The following is a 255-nucleotide window of genomic DNA, read 5'->3' as shown; positions in this document are numbered from 1 at the left end:
TGGATAGGAGCCCGTAGCCCACGGAGGCCTTGAAGGCGCCGATGAGGATCAGCAGCTCGCCCACAAACCCGTTCAGCCCCGGCACCCCCATGGACGAGAAGCAAACGAGCAGGAAAAGGCCCGCAAACACCGGCATGACCTTCATGATGCCGCCGTATTCGGCGATGAGCCGGGTATGCCGTCTTTCATAGAGCATCCCGACGATCATGAAGAGCGCCCCCGTGCTGAGTCCGTGGTTGATCATCTGGAGCAGGC

The 255-nt window shown here is 61.2% G+C and carries 1 protein-coding gene; it reads right to left on the bottom strand.

Annotated elements, in window-relative coordinates; genetic code table 11:
• Positions 1–255, bottom strand: a 255-nt coding sequence (locus MWC30_RS22380; protein WP_260101299.1) for a proton-conducting transporter membrane subunit, incomplete at both ends; no start/stop codon positions are given.

The organism is Desulforhabdus sp. TSK (assembly GCF_022836495.1).
Lineage (GTDB): Bacteria > Desulfobacterota > Syntrophobacteria > Syntrophobacterales > Syntrophobacteraceae > Desulforhabdus.
The sequence above is the reverse complement of the archived record's forward strand: the minus strand, read 5'-3'. Positions and strand labels throughout refer to the sequence as shown.